General features: G+C 64.0%; 25 protein-coding genes. 8 read left to right on the top strand and 17 right to left on the bottom strand.

The features are described 5' to 3' along the window. Positions 1-133: 133 nt before the first annotated feature. Complete coding sequence (locus BRA471DRAFT_RS06065; RefSeq protein WP_007605436.1) at positions 134-802, bottom strand: DUF2865 domain-containing protein; 669 nt, start codon at positions 800-802, stop codon at positions 134-136. Between the two features lie 17 nt (positions 803-819). Beyond that, positions 820-1626 carry a L,D-transpeptidase gene (locus BRA471DRAFT_RS06060; RefSeq protein WP_007605435.1) on the bottom strand — a complete coding sequence of 269 codons (807 nt, stop codon included), beginning with the start codon at positions 1624-1626 and terminating at the stop codon, positions 820-822. 209 nt (positions 1627-1835) lie between these two features. On the opposite strand from BRA471DRAFT_RS06060, the gene BRA471DRAFT_RS06055 reads away from it, so the two are divergent. The 5 genes from BRA471DRAFT_RS06055 (at position 1836) to BRA471DRAFT_RS06035 (ending at position 5958) form a co-directional block, all read left to right on the top strand. Then, a complete protein-coding gene (locus tag BRA471DRAFT_RS06055; RefSeq protein ID WP_007605434.1) occupies positions 1836-2948 on the top strand; it encodes an AI-2E family transporter in 1113 nt (370 codons plus the stop codon). Between the two features lie 78 nt (positions 2949-3026). After that, positions 3027-3398, top strand: coding sequence for a YqjD family protein (locus BRA471DRAFT_RS06050; protein WP_007599824.1), 372 nt, complete (start codon positions 3027-3029; stop codon positions 3396-3398). 76 nt (positions 3399-3474) lie between these two features. After that, positions 3475-3930 (top strand): hypothetical protein, encoded by a 456-nt coding sequence (locus BRA471DRAFT_RS06045; protein ID WP_007605433.1) that lies wholly within the window; start codon positions 3475-3477, stop codon positions 3928-3930. A gap of 189 nt (positions 3931-4119) precedes the next feature. Beyond that, a complete protein-coding gene (locus BRA471DRAFT_RS06040) occupies positions 4120-5262 on the top strand; it encodes an OpgC domain-containing protein (protein ID WP_007605432.1) in 1143 nt (380 codons plus the stop codon). 87 nt (positions 5263-5349) lie between these two features. Next, positions 5350-5958, top strand: coding sequence for a TetR/AcrR family transcriptional regulator (locus BRA471DRAFT_RS06035; protein ID WP_198287889.1), 609 nt, complete (start codon positions 5350-5352; stop codon positions 5956-5958). Between the two features lie 7 nt (positions 5959-5965). On the opposite strand, the gene BRA471DRAFT_RS06030 is transcribed toward BRA471DRAFT_RS06035, so the two are convergent. The 15 genes from BRA471DRAFT_RS06030 to urtA form a co-directional block, all read right to left on the bottom strand. Continuing rightward, the gene (locus BRA471DRAFT_RS06030; RefSeq protein ID WP_007605429.1) at positions 5966-7624 is read right to left on the bottom strand and encodes an HWE histidine kinase domain-containing protein; all 1659 of its coding nucleotides are present in this window, start codon (positions 7622-7624) and stop codon (positions 5966-5968) included. A 296-nt stretch (positions 7625-7920) separates the two neighbouring features. Continuing rightward, a complete protein-coding gene (ureG, locus tag BRA471DRAFT_RS06025) occupies positions 7921-8544 on the bottom strand; it encodes an urease accessory protein UreG (RefSeq protein ID WP_007605428.1) in 624 nt (207 codons plus the stop codon). 158 nt (positions 8545-8702) lie between these two features. Beyond that, positions 8703-9431, bottom strand: a complete 729-nt coding sequence (locus BRA471DRAFT_RS06020) for an urease accessory protein UreF (protein WP_083843134.1) — start codon at positions 9429-9431, stop codon at positions 8703-8705. Continuing rightward, positions 9412-10023 carry an urease accessory protein UreE gene (locus BRA471DRAFT_RS06015; protein ID WP_035973561.1) on the bottom strand — a complete coding sequence of 204 codons (612 nt, stop codon included), beginning with the start codon at positions 10021-10023 and terminating at the stop codon, positions 9412-9414. Before BRA471DRAFT_RS06015 ends, BRA471DRAFT_RS06020 begins: the two co-directional genes overlap by 20 nt. Positions 10024-10037: 14 nt before the next feature. Next, a complete protein-coding gene (locus tag BRA471DRAFT_RS06010) occupies positions 10038-10337 on the bottom strand; it encodes a putative quinol monooxygenase (RefSeq protein WP_007599815.1) in 300 nt (99 codons plus the stop codon). Positions 10338-10479: 142 nt separating this feature from the next. Next, positions 10480-12195 (bottom strand): urease subunit alpha, encoded by a 1716-nt coding sequence (gene ureC, locus BRA471DRAFT_RS06005; RefSeq protein ID WP_007605426.1) that lies wholly within the window; start codon positions 12193-12195, stop codon positions 10480-10482. A 37-nt stretch (positions 12196-12232) separates the two neighbouring features. Next, on the bottom strand, positions 12233-12772 hold the full coding sequence (locus tag BRA471DRAFT_RS06000; RefSeq protein WP_007605425.1) for an HD domain-containing protein: 540 nt from the start codon (positions 12770-12772) through the stop codon (positions 12233-12235). Positions 12773-12829: 57 nt separating this feature from the next. Further along, positions 12830-13135, bottom strand: coding sequence for an urease subunit beta (locus BRA471DRAFT_RS05995; protein ID WP_007599812.1), 306 nt, complete (start codon positions 13133-13135; stop codon positions 12830-12832). Between the two features lie 110 nt (positions 13136-13245). Further along, the gene (locus tag BRA471DRAFT_RS05990) at positions 13246-13548 is read right to left on the bottom strand and encodes an urease subunit gamma (protein WP_007605424.1); all 303 of its coding nucleotides are present in this window, start codon (positions 13546-13548) and stop codon (positions 13246-13248) included. A 24-nt stretch (positions 13549-13572) separates the two neighbouring features. Next, the gene (locus BRA471DRAFT_RS05985) at positions 13573-14403 is read right to left on the bottom strand and encodes an urease accessory protein UreD (RefSeq protein WP_007605422.1); all 831 of its coding nucleotides are present in this window, start codon (positions 14401-14403) and stop codon (positions 13573-13575) included. Between the two features lie 30 nt (positions 14404-14433). Continuing rightward, positions 14434-15129, bottom strand: a complete 696-nt coding sequence (gene urtE, locus BRA471DRAFT_RS05980; RefSeq protein WP_007605420.1) for an urea ABC transporter ATP-binding subunit UrtE — start codon at positions 15127-15129, stop codon at positions 14434-14436. Between the two features lie 3 nt (positions 15130-15132). Further along, positions 15133-15894: an urea ABC transporter ATP-binding protein UrtD gene (gene urtD, locus BRA471DRAFT_RS05975; protein WP_007605418.1), complete on the bottom strand. Its 762-nt coding sequence runs from the start codon at positions 15892-15894 to the stop codon at positions 15133-15135. After that, complete coding sequence (urtC, locus tag BRA471DRAFT_RS05970) at positions 15891-17069, bottom strand: urea ABC transporter permease subunit UrtC (protein ID WP_007605408.1); 1179 nt, start codon at positions 17067-17069, stop codon at positions 15891-15893. Before urtC ends, urtD begins: the two co-directional genes overlap by 4 nt. Beyond that, positions 17066-18673 carry an urea ABC transporter permease subunit UrtB gene (gene urtB / locus BRA471DRAFT_RS05965; RefSeq protein WP_007605407.1) on the bottom strand — a complete coding sequence of 536 codons (1608 nt, stop codon included), beginning with the start codon at positions 18671-18673 and terminating at the stop codon, positions 17066-17068. The genes urtC and urtB overlap by 4 nt, the downstream gene beginning before the upstream one ends. A gap of 84 nt (positions 18674-18757) precedes the next feature. Further along, complete coding sequence (urtA, locus tag BRA471DRAFT_RS05960) at positions 18758-20080, bottom strand: urea ABC transporter substrate-binding protein (protein WP_007599797.1); 1323 nt, start codon at positions 20078-20080, stop codon at positions 18758-18760. A gap of 479 nt (positions 20081-20559) precedes the next feature. Here urtA and BRA471DRAFT_RS05955 point away from each other — a divergent pair, with 479 nt between their 5' ends. From BRA471DRAFT_RS05955 to BRA471DRAFT_RS05945, 3 genes are all read left to right on the top strand, one after another. Next, positions 20560-22101: a DEAD/DEAH box helicase gene (locus BRA471DRAFT_RS05955; protein ID WP_050992548.1), complete on the top strand. Its 1542-nt coding sequence runs from the start codon at positions 20560-20562 to the stop codon at positions 22099-22101. A gap of 23 nt (positions 22102-22124) precedes the next feature. Then, on the top strand, positions 22125-22412 hold the full coding sequence (gene infA / locus BRA471DRAFT_RS05950; RefSeq protein WP_007599789.1) for a translation initiation factor IF-1: 288 nt from the start codon (positions 22125-22127) through the stop codon (positions 22410-22412). A 268-nt stretch (positions 22413-22680) separates the two neighbouring features. After that, entirely contained in the window at positions 22681-22893 is a 213-nt protein-coding gene (locus BRA471DRAFT_RS05945; RefSeq protein WP_007599788.1) for a cold-shock protein, read from the top strand. Positions 22894-23000 lie beyond the last annotated feature (107 nt).

The raw sequence follows: 23000 nt of genomic DNA, 5'->3' as shown, positions 1-23000 counted from the left end.
CGATGTCGTCCTGGCGAAAGCCAGGACCCATAACCACCGCCGTCCGCAATAGGCAGGCTGGTGGTTAGCGGTGCGGGCCCACATCGGCATTTGGGGTAATGGGTCCTGGCCTTCGCCAGGACGACGTTGAGGGCTACTCCTTCGCCACCACCGGCACTTGGCGGAATCTTGCGCGCACCGAATCCGGCAGCGGCGAGAAATTCATCGCGACGCCGCGGCGGTCATTGGCATTGCGGCTGGCGACCACCAGACCGTCGGCGCCCGCGACGATGTCGCCCTTGCGCAAGGTGGGATCGTCGTCGATCTTGACCTGGGCGAGCCCGACCGGATCCTTGCCGTTGCAGGTGCAGCCCGCCACGATCTCGTTGCGGTACCGGAAGGCGTTCGGCAGGTCGGAATAGGATTTCCCCTTGTCCGTCGTCGCGTCGTCGATGTTGCCGCCATAGACCAGCGAGGTCTCCGAGGCCGGGCAGAAGCTCTTGCAGGATTGCGCCTTGCTCTCGGAATCATTTCCCTGCGCCGGGAAATAACGTCCGTCGCAGCCGCGCACACAATAGGCCGTGCCACCGCCATAGGAGGCCCGCTGGCGCGGCGTGTCATAGCGCGGCGTGTCGTAGCGCGGCGCGTCATCGGTCTGGAACGGCATGCGGATCTCGGGCGCCGCCCGCCCGCGGAAGCCGCCGAATAGCGCCGAGAAAAAGTCCTCCGCATGGGCCGATGGCGTCAGCGCGAGGCCGAAGGAGGCAACGGCGACGAATGCCGCCGCGCCACCGGCGAGTTTGCCGATCGAACGTCTCTTCATGTGACCTCGCTCGACCCTTAGTTCACGGCCGAATTCGAAATGTTCAGCGCCTGCCGGCCCGAGGGCAGCGCCGTCACTGCCGGACGCTTGCGCACGGAATCGCCGCCTTTCGCCATCAGCGGCGCGTTCTTCGGCAGCACGACCACCTTGGCGCCGACATTGACACGTCCGAACAGGTCGGTGACGTCCTCGTTGGTCATGCGGATGCAGCCGGACGAGACGAATTTGCCGATCGTGGTGGGATCATTGGTGCCATGGATGCGGTATTCGCTCGACCCGAGATACATCGCACGCGCGCCGAGCGGATTGCCGGGGCCGCCTGCGACGAAGCGAGGCAGATAGGGCTGGCGCGCAATCATCTCAGCCGGCGGATGCCAGTCCGGCCACTCCGCCTTGCGGCTGACGCTCTGCACGCCCGACCAGGTGAAACCTTCGCGCCCGACGCCGACGCCATAACGGATCGCGCGGCCCTGGCCGAGCACGTAGTAAAGATAAGTATTGTTGGTATCGATGACGATGGTACCGGCCGGCTCGCTCCGGTCGAAACTGACAATCCGCTTCCGCAGGCGATCGGGCAGCGCGGCATCCTCGTCGGCGGCCTGCGCGCTCTGGCTTGCATAGCCTTGGTTCGCATAGCCTTGGTTTGGATAGCCCTGGCCTGGATAGCCCTGGTCCTGCGGGTAGGCCTGGTCCTGCGAATAGGTGTAGCCCAGCGTCTGTGCGCTTGCGGCGCCGAACGGCACCGCCAGCAAAGCGGTTGCGAACGCGAAAGCGGTGATGCGGCGCGGCGATAAGCGGCGTCGGACTGGAGAGAACTTCGTCATGTGCTGCCCCGTTGGATGCCTGCATCAGGGTGATGCGCTGGTTTGATCAACGCGGTCGAACCGCCACAAGTTCCGCGGTGCGATGCAGCAGCCACGTCACAGTCAAGAGAGCGCTTCTTCACGAAGCCGCGATGGAACCCTCAGGGCACTTTGACGTTCTCTCCTGATCATGGGCGCGAGGACCGAAGACTCCGTGCCGGAGAGGTACTGTGCGCGTCCTTCCCAGTGAACGTATGACTTCCGGCAACGGCGAAGGCACTCCGCTTCCCGAGAGCCACGGCGAACTCCCGCCGGTGATCCGCCGCACCGAGCTCGTCGCCTTCTCGCTCGCCGGACTGCTCCTCATCGCAATCGTCGCGGTGCTCTATGTCGGAAAGGCGTTCTTTCTGCCTGTGGTGATGGCGTTCGTCACCGGCACGATGCTCTCGCCGGCAGCGACCTTCCTGGAGAAACAGAAAGTGCCGCGGAGCCTCGCCGCCGCGCTGATCGTGTTCGCGGTGACCGCCGTAGTCGGCTTCATCGTCGCGCTGATCGCCTCGCCAGCGATGGAATGGAGTTCGCGCCTGCCCGAACTCGGCGCGCAGTTGAAAGACAAGGTCCACGTGTTCGACCGGCCGCTGGCGCTGTGGCGAGAGCTGCAGTTGATGCTCGGCGGCTCGGAGGGATTGCCGAGTTTCCAGATGCCGAAATTCGATTGGGTGCAGCCGACGATCGAATTCCTGTCACCGACCTTTACCGAATTTCTGCTGTTCTTCGTCACCCTGATCCTGTTCATCGCCAGCTGGCGCGACCTGCGACGGGCAATGATCATGACCTTCAGCGATCATGACGCACGGCTGCGCACGCTTCGCATCCTCAATGAGATCGAGGTCCATCTCGGCAACTATCTTTTGACCGTGACCCTCATCAATGTCGGCGTCGGCGTCGCCGCCGGCATCGTCTGCGCGCTCACCGGAATGCCCAATCCGGCTGGCCTCGGCGCGCTCGCGGCCACCCTCAATTTCATTCCGATCATCGGACCGGTGGCCATGTTCGCCATTCTGGTCGTGGTGGGACTGGTCACCTTCCCGACCGTCAGCGGCGGCCTGATGGCGGCGCTCGCCTTTGGCGGCATCACCTTCCTGGAGGGACATTTCGTCACGCCGACCATCATCGGCCGGCGGCTGGCGCTCAATGCGCTCGCGGTGCTGCTGGCGCTGGCGTTCTGGACCTGGCTGTGGGGCCCGATGGGCGCGTTCCTGTCGTCGCCGCTGCTGATCGTCGCCCTGATCCTGAAGGAGCATCTGTTGCCGCAGGATTCGCCGCAGCTCCCGCAGGACTGACCGGTTTCCGTGAACGGAACTTACCCGACGACGAAACGTTTCCCGGCTGTCTCAACCGTCAACAGCTCGGAGCCCCTGATGTCCACCACCAATGCCGAAGCCGGGATGAGAGACTGGACCGACAAAGCCACCCGAGAACGCCTCGAGAAGGATGTAGCAGCCGTGAAAAGCGATATCGCCGCCCTCACCGATCAGATCACTGACGCGCTCAATACTTTTGCCAACTCGTCCGGCAAGCAGGCCCGCCGCGGCTATCGCCAAGCGCGCGAAAACGTGGATTCCGCGATCGACGACATGTCGGAGCGCGGTAGCGCGATGATGGGCGCGGCACAGGAGGCCTACGGCTCGATCGAGGAGACGCTGGAGGACGCGATCAGCCAGCGGCCGCTCGCGACCGTCGGGCTCGCGCTCGGCATCGGCTTCCTTATCGGCGCGGCCTGGCGCCGCTGAGGTCGCGAACTTGTATCGAGACGGTGGCGCAGCGGCGCCGCCGGTGCCGGCTTGTGGGGATTTGAGGAGCAACGCCATGTTTCAGCGCATCATCGACGGGATCAGCGCATCCACCGGCACCACTGTGCGGCTGACCTCGCTGGCAGCAGGCGCGGCGTTCGCACTGTTCATCACCACGTGCTTCCTGTGCGCGGCGGCATTCATCTCGGTGCTCAACAAATATGGTCCGGTGCAGGCCTGCCTTGCCGGTGCAGGCGTTTTCTTTCTGCTGACCTTGGCCGCGGCGGTGAGCTATTGGGTCTACAAACGGCAGTTGCGCAAGCAAGCTCATATCGCGGCCGAGCGCGCCACGAAGTCGGCGGCCTCGAGCATGCTCGCGGATCCCATGCTGCTCGCCACCGGACTCCAGATCGTTCGCGCCGTCGGGATTAAGCGGCTGTTGCCGATCCTGGCGATCGGCGGCGTCGCCCTCGGAATCATGGCGAGCCGCGCCGGCGCACCCGACGAGGTCTCGGCTGAACCTGCCGAGTAGCGGCTAGCGCGCGTTAGAATATTTCGTCGTAGGTCCCGCAAGCGCAATCTTTCGGAATTCGACGCTGGCGGCGCCGCGCCAAATTTCCGTCGCCCGGCGCGAATGTCCCCCACTCACGCAAACGCTACTCGGGATAGGCAGGCGGTTGCCGCTAAAAGCAGCGCCCCTGATTCCAAAAGTCATTTTTCGATGAAACCGTCCGTCCAGGCGAACCTCGCCGCATTCCATCACGACCCCCGGCTCTATTTGACGCTTGGCATCGCCAACTGGTCGGTTTTCGTCGACCACATCCCGAACAACGTCGTCAATTTGCTGACGCTGCGCAACTTCGGCTTCAGCGGCGCCGCAGACTTGTTCGTATTCGTGGCCGGCTATGGCATCGCCATCATTCACGGCAAGATCGCCCTGGAGCGCGGTTACGTCGTCGCGGCGACGCGCATCTTCCAGCGCATGTGGCGGCTCTACGCCGCCTATGTCGTCCTGTTCGTGATCTATATCGACACCATCGCCTATGTCGCCTCGCAATCCAAGGCGCCCGAAATCATCCACGAATACAACATATCGGGAATTCTCGAGCACCCGCTGCGCATCCTGGTGCGTGGCCTCGTGCTCCAGGAGGAGCCGCTGAATCTCGATCTGTTGCAGCTGATGATCCCGCTGATGGCCTTCTTTCCGTTCGCGCTGTGGGGGCTGTTGCGGCGGCCGAACCTGACGCTTGCGGCATCGGTCGCGCTGTACGTCGCGGCGCGCTGGTTCGACTGGAATTTCCATGTCTATCCGGACCAGGAGTGGACCTTCAACCCATTCTGCTGGCAGATGCTGATGGTGCTGGGCGGCTGGTTCGCCGTGACCGGAGCGTCGGGCCGCGCGCTGCACGGCCTGTCCTGGCTGCGCGTGCTTGCAGGCGCCTATCTCGTATTCGGGATGGCGATCACGCTGATGCGCCACTCGCCGGCGCTTGCCGCCTACCTGCCGGACATCGTGCTCGACAACATCACGCCGACCGACAAGGAAAACCTCGCACCGTATCGCGTGGTCCACTTCCTCGCGCTCGCTTTCATCGCGACACATCTCGTCCCGGCCGATCATCCCGGCCTGCAATGGAGATCGCTACGGGCGGTCATCCGATGCGGCGAGGAATGGCTCGCGGTGTTCTGCGTCGGCGTATTGCTGTCCCTCGCCGGCCATCTCATCCTGATCACCGGCGCCAATCTGGTGGTGATGCAGATCGCCGTGAGTCTGGGCGGCTTCGCGGCGATGGCCGCGGTCGCATATTACATCGCCTGGTCGAAGCGGCAGGACCTGCCCGCGGCCTTGCGGCAACAGGCCTAGCCCGGCACCTTCCGATTCCGCTAGGCCCGCCATCACGGCTGGGCTATGCGGAGCGGCAGCGGATTGCGCGAGGAGGCCGGCGTGGTGATGGCGAATGGCGGGGGTGAGGGAGCCGACACCGCGCCCCGGCGCGGCCGGCCAAGGTCGATCGAGACCACCAACGCCATTCTCCAAAGCGCCTATGCGTTGATGGCCACCACCGGCCTTGCCGCCACCACCATCGACGCGATCGCGCGCCACTCCAGCGTCTCCAAGATGACGATCTACAAATGGTGGCCGTCCCGCGAAGCCTTGCTGATCGACGCCTTTCTTCACCATGCCGCGCAGATGCTGCCGCTACCGCCTGCAAGCTCGGGCAGCCCCGCCGCGCGCGCACGCCGCCATGCCGCCGCCTATGCCGAAGCCCTCCAGGGCGAGTTCGGCAAGGTCCAGCTCGCCGTCATCTCCGAATGCATCTCCAAGACCGGCTCGGCGGAGCTGTTCTACGCCCGCTATCTGCAATTCCGCCGCGACGCGCTGGTCGAGATGATCGCCGCAGGCCAGAGCGACGGCAGCATTCTGGCGGAAGCACCGCCGCAGGATCTCTACGATGCGATCTATGGCAGCCTGTTCTACCGCTACGTCTTCGGCATCGCGCCGATCACGCCGGCCTACGCGCGGACTCTGGTTGACCTCGTGCTGCGGCCGAAGAGCTAGCCTGGAATTACCGCGCCGGCCGGATCGGTGCTGACAGCTTGTCGGTGCGGTCGCGCTCGGTCATGTCCTCGACCGTCTCCATCGGCGCGGTCAGCTCGTAGACATAGGAGACGTCGGTGAAATAGCGCTTGGCGGTGCCGCCGAGCGCCTCGGGCGCGACGCGGTCGAGCAGGATCAGGCCGAAGTCGGAATCGGGGCGGCGCGTCGCTTCGCTGGTGTTGAACTCCTCCCAGCGGAAATAGAAGACCTCGCCGGCCCCCTCGTTCGTGACCGTCCAATTGGCAGTGATGTGCGGATGCTTGCCGACCAGCGACAGGCCCTCGTCGGAGTGCGAGGCGAGCTCGAAGAACAGCAGCGACAGGCTCTGCGCCGCGCGCGCGCTGACTGCGATATCAGGGCCGGTGACGGCGATGCGGTCGGCATGCGGGATGGCGCGCGCCTCGAACAGGCCCTTCAGCTTGACACCCTGCCACTGGCTCTCGCTGAGCAGCGAGACGACGTTGGACATGGCGTGGATGCGGCCGATCAGGAGCTCGCGCGCGACATCGATGTCGGAGCCATGGCGCAGCGTGCGGGTCACGATCGACTGGATCACCGCCAGGATGTTTTTGACCCGGTGGTTGAGCTCGTCGATGACAGCCGTCAGCCGGCGCTCGAAACCGATTCTGACCTGGATTTCCCGGCTGAGCCGCAAATTGTTGTAGGCGACATAGCCGAACAGGCCGCACACCATCGCGGTGATCGCAAGGCCGATCGCCGCCACGATGATCGCAGTCTGCTCGGCGCGGCGCGCCGAATTGGTCTTGGCGTAATAGCCGAGCTGCCAGTCGCGACCACCGAAGCTCACCGTGCGCGTCGCCGACGGCGCCGGCCCATCCGCCGCCGTCGGGCGGGCCGAGACCACGCCTTGATCGTTGGCGACGAGCTCGCCACCCTCCCGGCGCGGATCCTTCAGCGCGACCGCGAACAACGACATGTCGTCGTTGGTCAGCATCAGGGAAGAGAGCTCGTAGGAAAATGTGATGAAGCCCGCCGGCTCCGTTGCGCCCTCGGGGATGACGGGAGCGGCCACAATGATGCCGATCGGCCCGCCGCTACGCAGGAGGGCAACCGGTTCTGAGGCAACCGACCTCTTCTCCACTCTGGCGCGCGCCAGCATGGCGCCGCGCACCTGATCCTGGTCGTAGCTGCGGCCGGGCAGCCCCTTGGTCTCGTTGCTGCGCGGCTCGAGATCCATCAGCACGTCGATCGGCTGGGTGACACCTGCCGGATCGATAGGCTTGTCGTCATAGCTGCGGATTCGCGGATTAGGGAAGCCGGCGCTCGCGATGGCGGCCTGCGCTGCGGTAAGCTCGTTCGGCTTCAGTCGGGCGATCCAGCCCGCCACCACGAAATCGGTCTTGAAGGCGTAGATGGCCGAGCGCAGCGGCTCTAGCATGTTGGGCTTGAGCACCGACGGCGCCCGGAACAGCCCGGAGGCAACCCGCGCGAGCAATTCGCGCTCGGTGAGCCGGTCCTGGACCAGGCTTGCATGGACATCGATCGCGCGTGCCAGCGCGATCCGGTCCAGCGCCAGCTCCTGGTCGTGGACGCGATAAGCCGCAAGCCCGGAGAGCAGGGCTCCGAGCAGAGCAATGAAGCCAATGATGAAACCCAGCCTGACCACGCGACTACTCAGGCGAAAGCAGGAGGTCGGCAATAAACACGGAGCATATGGACGCCGCTCGAACGGGCACGTGCCGAAACAGGGTGAACCCCAATGGCCGGGATAATGAAGGAGGAGGCATCGGTACGCAACTTGGTCGCCTGAGAAGCTTAAATCGGCCCGCCGATGGTCGGGCCGGGATGGATTTGCTCCGGGCACCGGAGGTAATCAATTGCCGTGACCGAAATTTGTTCCGCGGACACGGCTTTGCCCAACGCGTTAACGGGGAAAACGCCTGCGTTAGGTCGTCGCGGCGGTCAGCCGGCCCGTTTCAAGCCGCCTTTGGCCTCAATGAAGCCGATGATGCGGTCCAGCCCCTGGCTCTTCTTCAGGTTGGTCATGACGAACGGCCGCTCACCGCGCATGCGCCCGGCGTCCGTCTCCATCTTTTCCAGGGAGGCGCCGACATGGGGCGCCAGGTCGATCTTGTTGATGACAAGGAGGTCGGACCGGGTGATGCCGGGGCCGCCCTTGGACGGGATCTTGTCGCCGGCCGCCACGTCGATGACGTAAATGGTGAGATCGGCGAGCTCGGGGGAAAAAGTGGCAGCGAGGTTATCACCGCCGGATTCGATCAGCACGAGATCGAGCCCGGGAAACTTGGCGCGCATATCCGCCACCGCGGCGAGATTCATCGAGGCGTCCTCGCGGATCGCGGTGTGCGGGCAGCCGCCGGTCTCGACCCCGGCAATGCGATCCGGCGTCAGCGAGCCGGAGCGGACAAGAAATTCCGCATCCCATTTGGTGTAGATGTCGTTGGTGATCGCGGCGATGTCGTAGCGCTCGCGCATGGTCTTGCAGAGCAGGTCCATCAGCGCGGTCTTGCCCGATCCGACCGGACCGCCGATACCGACACGCAAGGGGCCGTGAGATTTCGACATGTAACTCACTCTCTCTTAACGTCGTCCCGGCGAAGGCCGGGACCCATAGCCACCGAACTCAGTTGATGTGGCGGGCTGTGGCCACATCCCTCCATCGCCACAAAGATTCGTGGTTATGGGTCCCGGCCTTCGCCGGGACGACAGAGTGAGGCTCGTGCTCAAGATCTGAACAGCCGCGTATATTGCGTCTCGTGCCGCAGGCTGGCGAGGTCGGCGCGAAATGCCGCGCCGCCGACATCGTCCAACGTCGCATTCAGCGCACGATTCGCCGTCGCCGCAACCGCGGCTTCCAGCCTCACCAGCACGCGCTGGCTGTCGGTCTGGCCGAGCGGAATGAGCCGGCTGGCCGCGGAAATCCAGTTCGAGACCAGCGCATGCAGGAAGGCGTGCAGCGTCGGCGCCAGCGGCACGCCGTGCATCGCGGCGACCACGCCAACAGCAACTGGATAGACCAATGGGGTGCAGCATGCCGAAACCATGGCATCCAGCCCATCGGCATCCCATGCGGCGCGGGCGATGTCGATGAAGGCACGGCCCTGCGATGTCGTCTCCAGCTGCCGCTCGCGCGACGGCACGAAGGCCGCGGCGAGCTCGGCGATATCGCTCAGGGTGTCGCCCTCGCCCGCTTCAGTGGCGCGATAGGCGTGGACCAGAAACGTCGCATCGCAGAAGCCAGAGCCATCGCGAAGCATCGCATCGAGCCAGTCCGCCAGCGACGCGGTGTCGGCTATGTCGCCAGCCTCGACCGCCCATTCGATGCCGCTGGAGTAGGAAAAGCCCCCGACGGGAAACGCGGGCGACAGCCAGGTCATCAGCCGGTAAAGCGCCGCCGCCTCGCGCTCCGCGAGGTCGCGGGCCGCGAGCGGCTCATTTGTGGTCATGAGCATGCTTGTGGCCGTGGTGATGATCGGGGTGATCGCAATGCTCGTCGTGGTGGTGAGCGTGACCGTCGCCATGTGCGGCATGATCATGGTGGTGATCATGACCGTGATGATCATCGTGGCCATGATCGTGATGCGCGTGGCCGTCGTGTCCATGTGCATGACCGGCATCGGCATAGGCGCCGCCTTCGGGATCGAACGGCGCCTCGATCTCGATCACGCGTGCGCCGAGGCCCTTCACCATGGCTTCGATGACGTGGTCGCGGCGGATGCGCAGGCCCTTGGCCATGATCTGCGTCGGCAGATGGCGATTGCCGAGATGCCAGCCGACGCGAATAAGGTGGTGCGGATCGTGGCCGCGGATCTCGAGCAACGGCTCGGGCGCGGCGACCACCTCGATCAGCCGGCCGTCCTCCAACACCAGCGCATCGCCGCCGCGCAGCGCGACGGCATTCTCCAGGTCGAGCAGGAATTCGAGCCCCCGCGTCCCCGTCATCGCCATGCGGCGGCGGTGTCGATCGTCGAAATCGAGCACGACCGTATCCGCCGGCGCTTCCGCGAAGCGGTGTTGTCCCCTGACCTGCGTCGCCCGGATCATGCGCTTTTACCCCGTTACCGTGTCTCGACCTTCTCGGGCGTGATCACTTCGATCTTCGGTGGCGCCGTAAAACACTTCACCGCGACGCGGCCGAACGTCTTCATGTGCTCCATGGCGCGATGCGGCACCAGCGCCTCGGCATTCTCCCACTGCTCGACGAACACCATCTTGGCGGGATCGGTGACGCTCTCATGCAGATCATAGGCGATGTTGCCGGGCTCTTTCCGCGTCTCCTTGATGCAGGCGGTGGCGGCTGCAATGAATTCGGCGCGCGTTTCGGGCTTGATGGTCAGGGTGGCAACGACGTAGATCACGAGAAATCCTCCCGGCTTTTCTTCTGGGCTTCAGATACCGGGCGGGACCTTAGACCAAGCGCGATCGAACGCAAAACCCGGAAAAGCTGCTCCCGGATATGCGGCCAGGACATATTCCTGAGACATGCGTCGAGGCGCTATTTCAGTACATGAAATATCGCTGCGCCATCGGCAGCACCTCGGCGGGGGCGCAGGTCAAGAGCTCGCCGTCGGCGCGGACCTCATAGGTCTCCGGATCGACCTCGATATTGGGCGTAGCGTCGTTGTGGATCATGCTCTTCTTCGAGATCCTGCCGCGGGTGTTCTGGACCGCATAGAGCTTCTTGTCGATGCCGAGCTTTCGCGCGAGGCCGCCCGTGATCGCGGCCTTCGAGGTGAACACCACCGAGGATGCGGTCATCGCCTTGCCGAAGGCACCGAACATCGGCTGGTAATGCACCGGCTGCGGGGTCGGAATCGAGGCGTTGGGATCGCCCATGGGAGCCGCGACGATCATGCCGCCCTTGACGACGCAATCCGGCTTGACGCCGAAGAAGGCCGGCGACCACAGCACGAGATCGGCGAGCTTGCCCTTCTCCACCGAGCCGATCAGCTTCGAAACGCCATGGGCGATCGCGGGATTGATCGTGTATTTGGCGATGTAGCGCTTGACGCGGAAATTGTCGTTGTCCTTGCCCTTGTCCTGCGGCAGCGAGCCGCGCTGCTTCTTCATCTTGTCGGCAGTCTGCCAGGTCCGGATGATGACCTCTCCCAGGCGGCCCATGGCCTGGGAGTCCGACGAGATCATGGAGAGCGCGCCAAGATCATGCAGGATGTCCTCGGCCGCGATGGTCTCCTTGCGGATGCGGCTTTCAGCAAACGCCAGATCTTCCGCGATCGAGGGATCGAGATGGTGGCAGACCATCAGCATGTCCAGATGCTCGTCGATGGTGTTGCGCGTGAAGGGCCGCGTCGGGTTGGTCGAAGACGGGAGCACGTTCTTCAGCCCCGCGACCTTGATGATATCGGGGGCGTGACCGCCGCCGGCGCCCTCGGTGTGAAAGGCGTGGATGGTGCGGCCCTTGAAGGCCTTGATGGTATCCTCGACAAAGCCGGATTCATTCAGCGTGTCGGTGTGGATCATCACCTGGATGTCGTAGTCGTCGGCGACCGACAGGCAGGTGTCGATCGCGGCCGGCGTGGTGCCCCAGTCCTCGTGCAGCTTCAGCGCACAGGCGCCGGCCTTGATCATCTCGACCAGCGCGGCGGGCCGCGAGGCGTTGCCCTTGCCGGAGATGCCGAGATTGACCGGGAATGCGTCGAACGACTGGATCATCCGCCCCATGTGCCACGGCCCCGGCGTGCAGGTGGTGGCGAACGTGCCGTGCGAGGGCCCGGTGCCGCCCCCTAGCATCGAGGTGACGCCAGACATCAGCGCGTGCTCGATCTGCTGCGGGCAGATAAAGTGGATGTGGCTGTCGAAGCCGCCGGCGGTGAGGATCTTGCCTTCGCCGGCGATCACGTCGGTGCCGGGGCCGATGATGATGGTGACACCGGGCTGGATGTCGGGATTGCCGGCCTTGCCGATGCCGGCGATCATGCCGTCCTTGATCGCGACGTCGGCCTTCACGATGCCCCAGTGATCGACGATCAGCGCATTGGTGATGACGGTGTCCGCCGCGCCCTGCTTGTTGGTGACTTGCGACTGGCCCATGCCGTCGCGGATCACCTTGCCGCCGCCGAACTTCACTTCCTCGCCGTAGGTGGTGAAATCCTTCTCGACCTCGATGATGAGGTCGGTGTCGGCCAGCCGCACCCTGTCGCCGGTGGTCGGACCGAACATGTCGGCATAGACGGAACGCTTTATTTTGACGGACATCACAAGCCCCGTTTGCGTTTGAATTTGGGATCGGTGCTCACAGCGAGGTCCTCGCTGTGAGCACCATGTCGTCGAATGTCATATCGAGCCAAGAGTTGGCGCCGCGGCAACCGGCGACAACCTGCTCGGCCCAGTCGGTGTAATCGACGAGGTCGTCACGTTCCTCGGCCGTCGGATCCGAATGTACGCGCGCGCCGATATTGCTGATCTTGTCGGCGATCTTGATCAGCCTGGCGCCAGCCGATTTTTTCGGTGCGTCGAGCACCTGACGCCGCCGCCGCTCCGGCTTAGGCAGGCTCATATCGTCGGTGCACTCGTCGACAAGCGACGCGACACGGTCAGAGAATTTTTGCGCGAGTTCCTCGCGCGTGGTGTCGGTGTCCTCGATCGCATCATGCAGCCAGCCGGCGGCAACGAGTTCGGCGTCGGCGCCGTCTGTCGCAGTGGCAAGCAGGTTCGCGACCTCGGCGAGGTGGTTGATGTAAGGCTCATGACCGCGGCCCTTGCGCGTCATCCCGTTGTGACGGCGCGCGGCGAGTTCGGCGGCTTCGGAGACGAGGCGGACAGGTGACAGCATGGCAAAGTCCTCCGTTTTCGCCTCAACCATGCCGCGCCACGCTCGTTCCTGTGGATTTCACAGCTTCCCCATCACGTCGCCGCGGAAGCCGTAGATGGTCTTCTTGCCGGCCACCGCGACGAGCTGGACGTCGCGAGTCTGGCCCGGCTCGAAGCGAACGGCGGTGCCGGCGGCGATGTCGAGGCGCATGCCGCGAGCTTTCTTGCGGTCGAACTTCAGCGCCGGGTTGGTCTCGAAGAAATGGTAGTGCGAGCCGACTTGGATCGGGCGGTCGCCGGTGTTGGCAACCGTCAGCGTCACGGTCTTGCGGCCGGCATTGAGCTCGATCTCGCCGTCCTGGATGAAGAGTTCGCCGGGGATCATTCTATCCTCCTCGTCATTCCGGGGCTCGCGCAGCGAGAACCCGGAATCTCAATCAACAACTCTGGATTCCGGGTTCGCCCTTCAGGCGCCCCGGAATGACGAATTCAAAACTACCTGATCGGTTCGTGCACGGTGACGAGCTTGGTGCCGTCCGGAAAGGTCGCCTCGACCTGGATGTCATGGATCATCTCGGGAATGCCCGGCATCACCTGGTCGCGGGTGAGGACCTGCGCACCCGATTGCATCAACTCGGCGACGGTGCGGCCATCCCGCGCGCCTTCGAGGATGAAGTCGGAAATGATTGCGATCGCCTCGGGATGGTTGAGCTTGACGCCGCGATCCAGCCGGCGGCGGGCCACGATCGCCGCCATCGAGATCAGAAGCTTGTCCTTTTCGCGGGGAGACAGGTTCATACAAAATCTCTTCCGTTCACTTCGTCAATTCAACCAGAGCCGCGGCAGCGCCGCACCGGTGCGCGCCAACACGGCCATCATGTCGGCGCGCAGGCGCGCCGCATCTTGGGCACAGAACCGCGCCATTGCAAAGCCATTCCAGGCGGATATCCCGACCTCGCCGACGAAGGATTCCGACGCCTCGCGGATGCGCTCGATCAGGGCCTCGTCGCCGGGCACGATCAGCGCCGTCCCGATCGCAGCGCCGCCCTTCGCCACCGCCGATCGCGCAAGCTTTGCGCCGATATTGCCGTCGAGCCTGACGGTCTCGGCGAACACCAGCCTGCCGCCACGACGCAGCCGCCAGCGGTCGACGAACTCGCCCTGCGCCATCCGTTCACCCATCGCGGTACGGCCGAACACCACGATCTCGCACAGCAGGAGCGAGGCAGTCGCATCGAGGTCTATGTCGAAGCGGCGCTGCACGCGCGCCCGGTCGAACAGGATAGTCTCCTGCGGCAGCCAGCCGAGATGCGCGCCTGCGGCAACCTTCAGCGCTATATTGAGCTCCGCCGCCTGCCCTGGCGCGCGATAGACCTTTTCCGCGGCCGCCGTCGTCAGCGTCAGCTTCGAACCATCTGCGGCAGCGATCTCGATGTCGAAGCGATCGCCGCCGGCGACACCGCCGGCCGTGTTGACGAACACGCCGGAGAGCCCTTCGTCCTCCGGCGAAGGGAAGCGTACGCGCAGGGAGCCGGACTCATGCAAGATCCCGCGACGCGTCACACCGTCGCGCGCGTGGACGTCGAAGCGCACCGCGCCGCGGGCACGGTTGGCGTCGAACACCGAAGATGTCGCTGAAACGTCGCTGCGCATCCGCCTCCCCAGCCGGTCGCGGCAGAATGCCTACAGCGCCATCTGGCGGCTGATTTCGCTCGCGTCGAGATTGGAGCGGTCGCAGGTGAACTTCACCGCGCCGCGATCCATCACCGCAAAACTGTCGCCGAGTTCGCAGGCAAAGTCGAGATATTGTTCGACCAGCACGATGGCGATGTTGCCGAGGTTGCGCAGGTACGAGATGGCACGGCCGATGTCCTTGATGATCGAGGGCTGGATGCCCTCCGTCGGCTCGTCGAGCAGCAGCAGCTTTGGCCGCATCACCAGCGCGCGCCCGATCGCGAGCTGTTGCTGCTGGCCGCCGGAGAGATCGCCGCCGCGCCGTCCGAGCATGGATTGCAGCACCGGGAACAGTGAGTACACGTCGTCCGGAATGTGCTTGTCCTCGCGCCTGAGCGGGCCGAAGCCGGTCTTGAGATTCTCCTCGACCGTCAGAAGCGGAAATATCTCGCGCCCCTGCGGCACGAAGCCGATGCCCTTGCGCGCGCGCTCATAGGGCTTCAGGCCCGTGATATCACTGCCGTCGAGCACGATCGCGCCCGAAGAGATCGGGTACTGCCCGACCATGGCGCGCAGGAGCGAGGTCTTGCCGACTCCGTTGCGCCCGAGCACGCAAGTCACCTTGCCGGGCTCGGCCGCGATCGACACGCCGCGCAGCGCCTGCGCCGCGCCGTAGAACAGGTTGATGTCCTTGACCTCAAGCATCGCTCACCGCCCCAGATACACTTCGATGACCCGCTCGTTGGACGAGACCTGGTCGATGGTGCCTTCCGCGAGCACGGTACCCTCGTGCAGGCAAGTGACCTTGACGCCGAGCTCGCGCACGAACGTCATGTCGTGCTCGACCACCATCACGGTGTGGGTCTTGTTGATTTGCTTGAGCAGCTCGGCGGTGAGATGCGTCTCGACGTCGGTCATGCCGGCGACCGGCTCGTCGACGAGGAGTAGTTTCGGATCTTGCGCCAGCAGCATGCCGATCTCGAGCCACTGCTTCTGGCCATGGCTGAGGCTGCCGGCGAGACGGTTGCGGGCATCGGTGAGGCGGATCGTCTCCAGCACCTTGTCGATCTGTTCGGATTCCGCCCGGCTGCCGCGCCAGAACAGCGTGCCCTTGACGCTGTGGTCGACATTGAGCGCGAGCAGCAAATTGTCCTGCACGGTCTGGCTCTCGAACACGGTCGGCTTCTGGAATTTGCGGCCGATGCCGAGCTCGGCGATACGGGTTTCGTCCAGCCGCGTCAGATCGGTGACGCCGTCGAACAGCACGGTGCCTTCGTCGGGCTTGGTCTTGCCGGTGATGATGTCCATCATCGTGGTCTTGCCGGCGCCGTTCGGGCCGATGATGGCGCGCATCTCACCGGGCTCGAGCGTCAGCGAGAGGTTGTTGATGGCGTGGAAGCCGTCGAACGAGACGTGCACGCCGTCGAGATACAGCATTGCGGAGGTCGCGCGGGTGTCCATGACGTTCATTGCACCTCCTCCGCCATTTTGGGTTCGGCGACGCCATCTTCGGCCGCTGCGCTCGCAATGGTCGCGGCGTCGCGCCTTTCCTTCGACGAGTCCCACCAGGCATTGAAAGTGCCGACGATGCCCTTGGGCAGCAGCAGCGTTACCAGGATGAACATGGCACCCAGCATGAACAGCCAGTAGGGCGCGAGCATGCCGGAGGTGAAGAACGTCTTTGCGTAGTTGACGACGACGGCACCGAGCGCGGCGCCGACCAGCGTACCGCGGCCGCCGACCGCAACCCAGATCACCGCCTCGATCGAATTGCCCGGCGCGAATTCGCTCGGGTTGATGATGCCGACCTGCGGCACATAGAGCGCGCCGGCGACGCCGGCCATGCAGGCCGACACCGTGAACACGAACAGCTTGTAGGATTCGACGCGGTAGCCGAGGAAGCGCGTGCGCGATTCCGCATCGCGCACCGCGATCAACACCTTGCCGAGCTTGGACGAGACGATGGCGCGGCAGATCAGGAAGCCAGCGATCAGCGCCAGGCAGCTCAGCGCGAACAGCGCGGCACGCGTGCCCTCGGCCTGCACGTTGAAGCCCAAAATGTCCTTGAAGTCGGTCATGCCGTTGTTGCCGCCGAAGCCGAAATCGTTGCGGAAAAAGGCAAGCAGCAGTGCATAGGTCATCGCCTGGGTGATGATCGACAGATACACGCCCGTGACGCGGGAGCGGAAGGCGAGCCAGCCGAAGCAGAAGGCGAGCAGCCCCGGTACGATCAGCACCATCAGCGCGGCAAACCAGAACATGTCGAAGCCGTACCAGTACCAGGGCAGCTTCGAATAATTCAGAAACACCATGAAGTCCGGCAGGACCGGGTTGCCGTAGACGCCGCGGCTGCCGATCTGCCGCATCAGGTACATGCCCATCGCGTAGCCACCGAGGGCGAAGAAGGCACCGTGGCCGAGCGAGAGGATGCCGCAATAGCCCCAGATCAGGTCGATCGAGAGCGCCAGGATGGCGTAGCAGACATATTTGCCCCAGAGCGCGACGAGATAGGTCGGCACTTGCAGGAACGAACCCGCGGGCAGCAGCAGGTTGGAGAGCGGGATGAGGATGCCGCAGGCCACGACGATGGCAAGGAAGATGGTCGCGCCGCGATCCAGCGATCGCGTCAGCATGTGAGGGGTCATGCTTCCACCGCACGGCCCTTGAGCGCGAACAGGCCGCGCGGCCGCTTTTGAATGAACAGGATGATGAGAACGAGGATGGCGATCTTGCCGAGCACGGCGCCGGCGACCGGCTCCAGGAATTTGTTGGCGATGCCGAGCGTGAAGGCGCCGACCAGCGTGCCCCAGAGATTGCCGACTCCGCCGAACACCACGACCATGAAGCTGTCGATGATGTAGCTCTGGCCGAGATTGGGGCTGACATTATCGATCTGCGACAGCGCCACACCGGCGATGCCGGCAATGCCCGAGCCGAGTCCGAAGGTCAGCGCGTCGACACGCGAAGTCGCGATGCCCATCGAGGCCGCCATGCGGCGGTTCTGCGTCACCGCGCGCATTTCGAGCCCGAGTGCCGTGTAGCGCAGCATCGCGAGCAGAATGACGAACACCGCGAGCGTAAAGACCAGGATCCAGAGCCGGTTGTAGGTAATGGTGATCTGGCCGAGCTCGAACGCGCCGCTCATCCAGGAGGGGTTGCCGACCTCGCGGTTGGTCGGGCCGAACATGGTACGCACGGCCTGCTGCAGCACCAGCGACAGGCCCCACGTCGCCAGCAGCGTCTCCAGGGGACGGCCGTAGAGAAAGCGAATGATGCTGCGCTCGATCACGACGCCGAGTGCGCCCGCCACCAGGAAGGCGAGCGGCACGGCGATCAGCAGCGAATAGTCGAACAGGCCGGGATAGCGGGTGCGGATCACCTCCTGCACCACGAAGGTGGTGTAGGCCCCGATCATCACCATCTCGCCATGGGCCATGTTGATGACGCCCATCACGCCGAAAGTGATGGCAAGCCCGATCGCGGCAAGCAGCAGCACCGAACCGAGCGAGAGGCCGTACCAGGCATTCTGCACCATCGACCAGACCGCGAGCGAACTCTGGATCGAACCGATTGCGCTCGCCGCAGCCTTGGTCACCGAGGCCGGTTGGTCGCCCATGCCGGTGAGCAGCGCCATCGCCTCCTGGTCGCCGCGCGCCTTGATGGTGGCAACAGCTTCGAGCTTCTCGACCTCGGTGGCATCAGGCTTGAACAACAGGATCGCTGCGCGGGCGTCACCCAGCGCAACCTTGACGGATCGGTTAGTTTCCTTGGCGAGCGCGCCATCGACGGCTTCGAGCGACGTCTCCTCATGCGACTTGAAGACGGATTGCGCGGCCTGGAGCCGCGCTCCGATGTCCGGTGACTGCAGAGTCAGGCTGCCGATCGCGGCATCGACGCTGCGGCGCAGGCGGTTGTTGAGGCGGACCGCGCTTGCACTGTCGGGCACGCTGGCCACGGCCTGGCCGGTCGCGGCATCGATCGACTTGCCGTCGGTGCCGGTGACGTAAACCTTCTTGCTATCGGGGTCGGCCATGAGCCGGCCGTCCTGGAGCGCGCTGATGATCGGAAAGGCCAGCGTATTGCCGCTGCTTGCGACCACGCCGATCGCCTCTTCCGTGTCGGAATAATCATCGTTGGCGAATTTGGCGACCGCATCCTCGAACGGGCCGGCCAAGGCCGGCAGTGCGAACGCGATCAGGAACAACGAGAGCAGGAGCGAACATAGGCGGGCGGACAAATTGGCTGGCACTGTGAAAGACCCCGGCAGAAAAGGGTGGAGAAGGCGGCGGGATCGCCGCCTTCTCCGATCGTGCAATGGAGCGTCAGATCCGGATCAGGAGCCCGAACCGAGGCACTTGTTGGTCTTGGTGTTGAAGTTACCGCACTTCTTGCCGACCCAGTCGCCGACCAGGTCCTTGGAGCCGTCGAGCTCCTTGGACCAGGCGTCGCCCGCGACAAGACCCGGGGTCTTCCACACCACGTCGAACTGGCCGTTGGCTTTGATTTCGCCAATGAACACCGGCTTGGTGATGTGATGGTTCGGAAGCATCTTGGAGGTGCCGCCGGTCAGGTTCTTGGCTTCGATGCCCGGGAGCGCATCGATCACCTTGTCCGGATCGGTCGACTTCACCTTCTCGACCGCCTTGACCCACATGTCGAAGCCGATCACGTGCGCTTCCATCGGATCGTTGGTCACGCGCTTCGGATTCTTGGTGTAGGTCTGCCACGCCTTGATGAACTTCTCGTTCTCCGGCGACTTGATCGACTGGAAGTAGTTCCAGGCGGCGAGATGGCCGAGCAGCGGCTTGGTGTCGATGCCGGCGAGTTCTTCCTCACCCACCGAGAACGCGACGACCGGGATGTCCTTCGCCTTGATGCCCTGGTTGCCGAGCTCCTTGTAGAAGGGAACGTTGGCGTCGCCGTTGATGGTCGAGACCACCGCGGTCTTCTTGCCGGCCGAGCCGAACTTCTTGATGTCGGCCACGATCGTCTGCCAGTCGGAATGACCGAACGGCGTGTAGTTGATCATGATGTCTTCCTGGGCGACACCCTTGGACTTCAGGTAGGCTTCCAGGATCTTGTTGGTGGTGCGCGGATAGACGTAGTCAGTGCCCGCGAGCACCCAGCGCTTCACCTTCTCGTCCTTCATCAGATAGTCGACGGCAGGGATCGCCTGCTGGTTCGGCGCGGCACCGGTGTAGAACACGTTGCGCTCGCTCTCCTCGCCCTCGTACTGCACGGGGTAGAACAGGATGCTGTTCAGCTCCTTGAACACCGGGAGCACCGACTTGCGCGACACCGAGGTCCAGCAGCCGAACACGACCGAGACCTTGTCCTTGGTGATCAGCTCGCGCGCCTTCTCGGCGAACAGCGGCCAGTTCGAAGCGGGATCGACGACCACGGCTTCGAGCTTCTTGCCGTTGACGCCGCCCTTCTTGTTCTGCTCGTCGATCAGGAAGAGGATGGTGTCCTTCAGCGTGGTTTCGCTGATGGCCATGGTGCCGGAGAGGGAATGAAGCACGCCGACCTTGATGGTGTCGTCCGCGGCCTTCGCACCAGAAATGGAAGCCAGACCAAGCATCAGTCCGGCGGTCGCGGCGAGAACGCCACGGCGGCTAAATGGCGCCGCTATATCGTGAGTGGATTTGCTATGCATGAGTGTCTCATCTCCCTGACGCAGACGTGAAAAACGCTGCGAAACGGCCCCAACGGCCGCCTGCGATTAACGGATTCGCAAGAACCGTGCCATGGATTAGACACATGGCAAGCCATTGATTCTAATTGCAAAATTGACATAAAACGAAGTATCGCATGGACTGCATCGCCTAAACATTAAGCAATTCAAATGTATGCGAATGCGGCAGGCAGGCTATTTTCTGAGCAAATTTATCACTCTGGCTAAATTTCCGGCATAACTATTTCTGCACCGCGATCGCCGATTGTGTGGGGCGTGCCTTGAAAGCGCCGCCTCAATGTTCCATATGAAGTCGAGGTCTCCTGCGAATCAGGCGACCGTTGCGAGCCGCGTGTTCTTAAGCCCTTACGGGCGTCTGGCTTGCCCCATCCCATCAAGCCATCCGACACCCCAAACACGCAGGTGTCCCTCTCGACACCCTTTTGCGCGCGCCGCGCCGAATGCGCCGGGCGCCCGCTTATGACATGGAAAGAACCCATCTTTTGACTTCGTTTCAGGATTTCGGCCTCGCCGAGCCCATCGCCCGTGCTCTCACCGAAGAGAATTACGTCACCCCCACCCCCATCCAGGCCCAGACGATTCCGACCGCGCTGACCGGCCGCGACGTCGTCGGCATCGCCCAGACCGGAACCGGCAAGACCGCGTCCTTCGCGCTGCCGATCCTGCACCGCCTGCTCGAAAATCGCATCAAGCCGCAGCCGAAGACGGCCCGCGTCCTGGTGCTGTCGCCGACCCGCGAGCTGTCCGGCCAGATCCTCGACAGCTTCAACGCCTATGGCCGCCACATCCGCCTGTCTTCGACGCTCGCCATCGGCGGCGTGCCGATGGGCCGTCAGGTCCGCTCGCTGATGCAGGGCGTCGAGGTGCTGGTCGCCACCCCCGGCCGTTTGCTCGACCTCGTGCAGAGCAACGGGCTGAAGCTTGGAAGCGTCGAATTCCTCGTGCTCGACGAGGCCGACCGCATGCTCGACATGGGCTTCATCAACGACATCCGCAAAATCGTCGCCAAGCTGCCGATCAAGCGGCAGACGCTGTTCTTCTCGGCCACCATGCCGAAGGACATCGCCGAGCTGGCCGACGCCATGCTGCGCGACCCCGCCCGCGTCGCCGTGACCCCGGTCTCCTCGACCGTGGAGCGCATCCAGCAGCGCATCATCCAGGTCGACTTCTCCGCCAAGCCGGCGTTCCTCGCTCAGCTGTTGAAGCAGGAGCAGGTCAACCGCGCGCTGGTTTTCACCCGCACCAAGCACGGCGCGGACAAGGTGGTGAAGACGCTCGAGAAGGCCGGCATTCCCGCCAGCGCTATCCACGGTAACAAGTCGCAGAACCATCGCGAACGGACGCTTGCCCAGTTCCGCACCGGTGAAATCCGCACGTTGGTCGCCACCGATATCGCCGCCCGCGGCATCGATGTCGACGGCATCACCCACGTCATCAATTTCGACCTGCCCAACGTGCCGGAGACCTATGTGCATCGGATCGGCCGCACCGCGCGCGCGGGTGCCGAGGGCACCGCGATCTCGCTGGTCGCAGGCGGCGAGGAGCTCAGCTATCTCCGCGACATCGAGCGGCTGATCAAAGTGGCGCTGCCGCGTGAGGATCGCCGCACCGACGCCGGCCGCCGCGATGCGGGCCCTCCCCCGCAGCAGCAACGACAGGGTCGGCCGGGCCGCCCGGGCCAGCGTCCGCAAGGCGCAAGACATGGTGAGGGACGCCACGCTGACGGCCGCCGCGCCGACGAAAGGCATGCGGACGGGCGCCACCACAGTGCCGCCAAGCAGGGCGACGGAAGGCCCGGCAGTGGCCCGAAGGCAGCTCCTCGTGGCCGCTCCGGAGGCAAGGCGCATTCTTCGCCAAACGGCCGTCCGGAACAGCGTTCCGCGCATAGCGCCGGGGCGTCTGATGGGATACAAGGCGTTGCCTTTTTGCGCCGCGAGAGTCGGCCGAATGGCCAACCGACCCGCAAACCCCATTCGCACTAGCCGTCCACGACCTGGAGAAATTCATGGCTAAGGAAGAGCTGATCCAGTTCGAAGGACTGGTCACCGAAATCCTCCCCGACGCGCGCTACCGCGTGCAGCTCGACGCCGGACACGAGATCGTCGCCTACACCGCCGGCAAGATGAAGAAGAACCGCATCAAGACTCTGGCGGGCGACCGCGTGACGGTAGAGATGTCGCCCTATGACCTCGAAAAGGGCCGGCTGATTTTCCGCCACAAGGACGAACGTCCGAGCGGGATGGGCGGACCTCCGCGTCCCGGACAGCGTGGCGGTCAGTTCCGCCGCCGCTAGTCGGGGCCAGCGCGCGAGCGCAGACCCGAAATTCCGACGTGTATGCTGATCCGCCGTGACCATCACGGCGGATCAAAAAATCGTGCACGTCAGCATTGTTTTGGGGTTCTGTTTCCAATAAAATGAATTAATCGATTTTCGGCCGGACGACATTAGCATCCACCGGTACAGCCGGTTCAGACACGCTGACGACCCTTCCAAAAATTCGATCTAACCTGTCCGCGCAAGCGGGCTCTGACATTGTGTTATCTGAGAAGGGACTACCCCCATGAGCATGGGAACCGTGAAGTGGTTTAACGCGACCAAAGGCTTCGGCTTCATCCAGCCTGACGATGGCGGCCAGGACGTGTTCGTCCACATCAGCGCTGTGGAGCGTGCAGGACTCGGCACGCTGCGCGAAGGTCAGAAGATCTCCTACGAGATCGTGGCCGACCGCCGTTCCGGCAAGTCGGCAGCGGACAACCTCCGCTCCGCCGGCTGAGCTTGCCGCTTACGGCCCCGATCGGCTCAAGCGAACAAATCAACGAAAAGGCCGGGCGCGATGCCCGGCCTTTTTCATCCCGCTATCTGCTCGCAGACCTCAACACC

Source organism: Bradyrhizobium sp. WSM471, from assembly GCF_000244915.1.
Lineage (GTDB): Bacteria > Pseudomonadota > Alphaproteobacteria > Rhizobiales > Xanthobacteraceae > Bradyrhizobium.
This window is presented reverse-complemented; position numbering and strand designations above follow the sequence as displayed.

Excerpts from the sequence above, each read along its gene's own strand:
- BRA471DRAFT_RS06050 (WP_007599824.1), top strand. The coding sequence starts at position 3,027 with ATGTCCACCACCAATGCCGAAGCCGGGATGAGAGACTGGACCGACAAA.
- infA (WP_007599789.1), top strand. The coding sequence starts at position 22,125 with ATGGCTAAGGAAGAGCTGATCCAGTTCGAAGGACTGGTCACCGAAATC.
- BRA471DRAFT_RS06045 (WP_007605433.1), top strand. The coding sequence starts at position 3,475 with ATGTTTCAGCGCATCATCGACGGGATCAGCGCATCCACCGGCACCACT.
- urtC (WP_007605408.1), bottom strand. The coding sequence starts at position 17,069 with ATGACCCCTCACATGCTGACGCGATCGCTGGATCGCGGCGCGACCATC.
- BRA471DRAFT_RS05955 (WP_050992548.1), top strand. The coding sequence starts at position 20,560 with ATGCGCCGGGCGCCCGCTTATGACATGGAAAGAACCCATCTTTTGACT.
- urtA (WP_007599797.1), bottom strand. The coding sequence starts at position 20,080 with ATGCATAGCAAATCCACTCACGATATAGCGGCGCCATTTAGCCGCCGT.
- BRA471DRAFT_RS05995 (WP_007599812.1), bottom strand. The coding sequence starts at position 13,135 with ATGATCCCCGGCGAACTCTTCATCCAGGACGGCGAGATCGAGCTCAAT.
- BRA471DRAFT_RS06035 (WP_198287889.1), top strand. The coding sequence starts at position 5,350 with ATGGCGAATGGCGGGGGTGAGGGAGCCGACACCGCGCCCCGGCGCGGC.
- BRA471DRAFT_RS06040 (WP_007605432.1), top strand. The coding sequence starts at position 4,120 with ATGAAACCGTCCGTCCAGGCGAACCTCGCCGCATTCCATCACGACCCC.
- ureG (WP_007605428.1), bottom strand. The coding sequence starts at position 8,544 with ATGTCGAAATCTCACGGCCCCTTGCGTGTCGGTATCGGCGGTCCGGTC.
- urtE (WP_007605420.1), bottom strand. The coding sequence starts at position 15,129 with ATGCTTGAGGTCAAGGACATCAACCTGTTCTACGGCGCGGCGCAGGCG.
- BRA471DRAFT_RS06060 (WP_007605435.1), bottom strand. The coding sequence starts at position 1,626 with ATGACGAAGTTCTCTCCAGTCCGACGCCGCTTATCGCCGCGCCGCATC.
- BRA471DRAFT_RS06020 (WP_083843134.1), bottom strand. The coding sequence starts at position 9,431 with ATGCTCATGACCACAAATGAGCCGCTCGCGGCCCGCGACCTCGCGGAG.
- ureC (WP_007605426.1), bottom strand. The coding sequence starts at position 12,195 with ATGTCCGTCAAAATAAAGCGTTCCGTCTATGCCGACATGTTCGGTCCG.
- urtD (WP_007605418.1), bottom strand. The coding sequence starts at position 15,894 with ATGAACGTCATGGACACCCGCGCGACCTCCGCAATGCTGTATCTCGAC.
- BRA471DRAFT_RS06000 (WP_007605425.1), bottom strand. The coding sequence starts at position 12,772 with ATGCTGTCACCTGTCCGCCTCGTCTCCGAAGCCGCCGAACTCGCCGCG.
- BRA471DRAFT_RS06065 (WP_007605436.1), bottom strand. The coding sequence starts at position 802 with ATGAAGAGACGTTCGATCGGCAAACTCGCCGGTGGCGCGGCGGCATTC.
- BRA471DRAFT_RS05945 (WP_007599788.1), top strand. The coding sequence starts at position 22,681 with ATGAGCATGGGAACCGTGAAGTGGTTTAACGCGACCAAAGGCTTCGGC.
- BRA471DRAFT_RS06015 (WP_035973561.1), bottom strand. The coding sequence starts at position 10,023 with ATGATCCGGGCGACGCAGGTCAGGGGACAACACCGCTTCGCGGAAGCG.
- BRA471DRAFT_RS05990 (WP_007605424.1), bottom strand. The coding sequence starts at position 13,548 with ATGAACCTGTCTCCCCGCGAAAAGGACAAGCTTCTGATCTCGATGGCG.
- BRA471DRAFT_RS05985 (WP_007605422.1), bottom strand. The coding sequence starts at position 14,403 with ATGCGCAGCGACGTTTCAGCGACATCTTCGGTGTTCGACGCCAACCGT.